This window comes from Pseudomonas sp. PA-4-8C, assembly GCF_021606625.1.
In the GTDB taxonomy this organism is placed as follows: Bacteria; Pseudomonadota; Gammaproteobacteria; order Pseudomonadales; family Pseudomonadaceae; genus Aquipseudomonas; species Aquipseudomonas lactis.
Map to the genome: position 1 here is coordinate 1 of NZ_WKCD01000423.1, position 3041 is coordinate 3041.

Here is a 3041-nt window from a genome sequence, read left to right on the forward strand (position 1 = left end):
CGCAAGAACCGTCAGCTTGAGCAACGCACGCGGTGAGGAACTGGCGTCGAGCAACGAAAAAATCACCGCGACCCTGGCTATGGGAGCGCGTCGAACGTTCGAACACGACCCCCGGTTCGGCTTGTCAGTGTTGTCAGAGATCGCCTCCCGTGCCTTGTCGCCGGCCGTCAATGACCCCGGCACCGCCATTGACGTGATTGGGCGCGGCGTCAGAAGCTTGACATGCTGGGGTACACCCAAAGGACCCACCGCGAAAACCGACGCTGATTGCCAGCACGTTTACCTGCGCGGCTTGACGGTAGATGACCTGTTCGATGACTTCTTCGCACCAATTGCCAGAGATGGCGCGGGTCTAGTGGAAGTTGACCTGCGCATGATGAAGGCCCTTGTAAGCCTGGCACAGATAAACCCGGCGATGTTCAGGGGCGTCTGTACCCGGCACGCAGAACGGCTGCTCAAGCACGTAAACACTGCGCTTGTACTCGAAGAGGACCGGCAAAAGCTCAGCGCAGCGGCGCGACCGCTGCTGCATGATTCGCTCCTCCTACGATGAGCGCGTCGGTAATCTCAGTTCAGCGCACAGTCCGCCGCCTTCGCGATTTCTCAAGGTCAGGGTGCCGCCGAGGGCTTGTGCCAGTTGCTGGGCGATAGCCAGGCCCAGGCCCGTGCCGCCGGTGCTGCGGTTGCGCGAATTTTCCACGCGGTAAAATGGCTCAATCACACGGGCCAGCTCCTCTTCGGCAATGCCGGGACCACGATCCATCACGGTCACCGAGAGGCTGTCGCCCTCCTCCGGCTCGACCCGCAGCTGCGCGGCACCGGCGAATTTGAGCGCGTTATCCGTGAGGTTTACCAGCACGCGGCGCAGCGCGTGGGGCCGCGTGTGAATCACTGCGTTGCTTTTGCCGCTGAGCTGCACGTCCTTGCCCATGTCCTGGTAGTCGAACACGAGGCTGTCGAGGAATGAATCAAAATCGGTACGGCGGCTTTCCTCGGTGGCGCCATGCACGCTGCGGGCATAGGCAACGCCTTCACGCACCAGATGCTCCATCTCGCCGAGGTCATTCCACAATTTGTCTTTGTCGCCGCAGTCGTCCATCAATTCGGCACGCAGCTTCATGCGCGTGATCGGGGTTTGCAGGTCGTGGGAAATCGCCGCCAGCAGTTGCATGCGTTCTCTCAGATAGGCCGCGATGCGCGCCTGCATGGCATTGAAGGCGATGGCAGCGTGTGCGACTTCGGTCGGGCCTTGTTCATCCAGATGCACCGGGTGAGTGTTGGGATCGAGGTTTTCCACGGCCTGGGCCAGGCGGGTCAGCGGGCTTATGGCAATGCGAACGGCCAGCCACGTGCATAGAATCATCAAGGCCAACTGGCCCAGCAAAACCACCGGCAGCCACGGCGACAACGGCACCATCGAGGGGCGCACGTCGATGGTCACCGGGCTGCCGTCGGCCAGTTTCAGATGGACCTGGAAATGTTTGATAGGCCCGGGAATGTCTGTCACGGTCATCGGGTAATCCTTGCCGATGGCCTCCTTGATCGAGGTCACTGCAATCGGCGTGTCACGCAGAGCGACGCCTGGCGAGCCTTCGTCGAGCAAATAGCGGTAATTGCGTCGATCCAGTTGTTTCAACCAACTCATGCGTTCCTCGGCGGGCAAGCGGTCAAGGATGGCAATGGACGTCGACACATCGGTTTCCAGGTTACCTAGCATGGTGTTTTTTGCGGTTTCGTAACGCTCGTAATACTGCACGCCGAAGGACAAGGCCTGCGCCAGGGTCAGCCCTACCAGAAAGATCAGCGACAGCCGCGAGATGAGGGTACGAGGCCAATGCAGCGAAGGCTTCATGCCGGTGCTCCAAGCACTTGCACCGGCAGCGAGAAGACATACCCCTCGCTGCGTACGGTTTTGATGTAAGCCGGCTCGCGGGCATCGTCAAGCAGGCGTTGGCGCAGGCGGCTGACCAGCAGATCAATGGAACGGTCGAACAGGTCGGCGTCACGGCCCTGGGTCAGGTTGAGCAACTGGTCGCGATTGAGTACCCGCTGCGGATGGTCGAGGAACACCCGCAGCAGGCGATATTCAGCGCCGCTGAGGGCGACCATGGTGCCGTCTTCATCAAGCAGGTGGCGGGCGGAGGTGTCCAGGCGCCAGCGCCCGAACCCCAGCCACCTTCCGGTTTCGGTAACGACCAGGTTGGGCGGCAGCATGCGCGTACGGCGCAGCACAGCGTTGATGCGCGCCAGCAATTCACGGGCGGCGAACGGCTTGACCAGGTAATCGTCAGCGCCCATTTCCAAACCGATGATGCGGTCGGTTTCGTCGTTGCGGGCGGTCAGCATCAGCACCGGCGTGGCCTTGTGTTTGCCGGCGCGAATGTCGCGGCAGAGCACCAGGCCATCGTCGCCGGGCATCATGATGTCAAGCACGATCAGGTCTACCGGCGTGGCCTCGAGAAACGAGCGCATCTGGCGGCCATCGGCAACCACGGTGGTGCGCAGGCCGTTCTTCTTCAGGTAGTTGCCTACCATCTCTCGAATCTCACGGTCATCGTCCACGATGAGGATGTGATCAACGTGTTCCATGGGCCAAGCCTCTGTCAATGGGAATTGCGGCTCAGTCTATAGAGGCTGAGTCCGTTCGCCCGCGGCGGTTTGTATTGCAGTGTATCTGCTCTGGCAAAGGATACATGCAGAGGCAAAAACAACAATTTCCTAGGTTTTGTATGGCTGTGTATCGGGGCGGGGTCCTGATACGAACCGATTTATCTGCGCCTGTTTTTGACACAGGCGAGATACCTCGCGGGCTTCTAATGAGCCACATCGAGGCCAACCCAAGCGCCTCGGCTCAACTGAACGACCCAACCCTTGAAGCCTTGAGGAAACGACCATGAACACCAATACCCTCTATGCCACTTGCCTGTTTGCCACCCTGAATATCTGCACCTTCTCGGCCCGCGCCGAAGCCGACGTCACGCCGCAGATTTACACCTACGGCACGCACCTGGACATCCAGAAAGTGGTGGCATTGACAGAGG

General features: G+C 60.3%; 3 protein-coding genes and 1 pseudogene. 2 read left to right on the forward strand and 2 right to left on the reverse strand.

Annotation, left to right across the window (positions count from 1 at the left end; translation table 11 throughout):
* On the forward strand, nucleotides 1-553 hold a 553-nt coding region (locus GIW04_RS29355), incomplete at its 5' end, for a DUF2254 family protein (RefSeq protein ID WP_236479498.1).
* Here GIW04_RS29355 and GIW04_RS29360 read toward each other — a convergent pair.
* Together GIW04_RS29360 and GIW04_RS29365 are read right to left on the reverse strand one after the other, a co-directional pair.
* Nucleotides 545-1852: a sensor histidine kinase gene (locus tag GIW04_RS29360; RefSeq protein ID WP_120248043.1), complete on the reverse strand. Its 1308-nt coding sequence runs from the start codon at nucleotides 1850-1852 to the stop codon at nucleotides 545-547. The genes GIW04_RS29355 and GIW04_RS29360 overlap by 9 nt on opposite strands.
* Complete coding sequence (locus GIW04_RS29365) at nucleotides 1849-2589, reverse strand: response regulator (RefSeq protein WP_014718447.1); 741 nt, start codon at nucleotides 2587-2589, stop codon at nucleotides 1849-1851. Before GIW04_RS29365 ends, GIW04_RS29360 begins: the two co-directional genes overlap by 4 nt.
* Before the next feature lie 304 nt (nucleotides 2590-2893).
* Between GIW04_RS29365 and GIW04_RS29370 the strand changes: the two are divergent.
* Nucleotides 2894-3041 (forward strand): annotated as a pseudogene (locus tag GIW04_RS29370) (DUF2790 domain-containing protein); the annotation flags it as partial.

What these genes read in the sequence shown, in the direction of transcription:
- GIW04_RS29360 (WP_120248043.1), bottom strand. Translation starts at nt 1,852, where the DNA reads ATGAAGCCTTCGCTGCATTGGCCTCGTACCCTCATCTCGCGGCTGTCG.
- GIW04_RS29365 (WP_014718447.1), bottom strand. Translation starts at nt 2,589, where the DNA reads ATGGAACACGTTGATCACATCCTCATCGTGGACGATGACCGTGAGATT.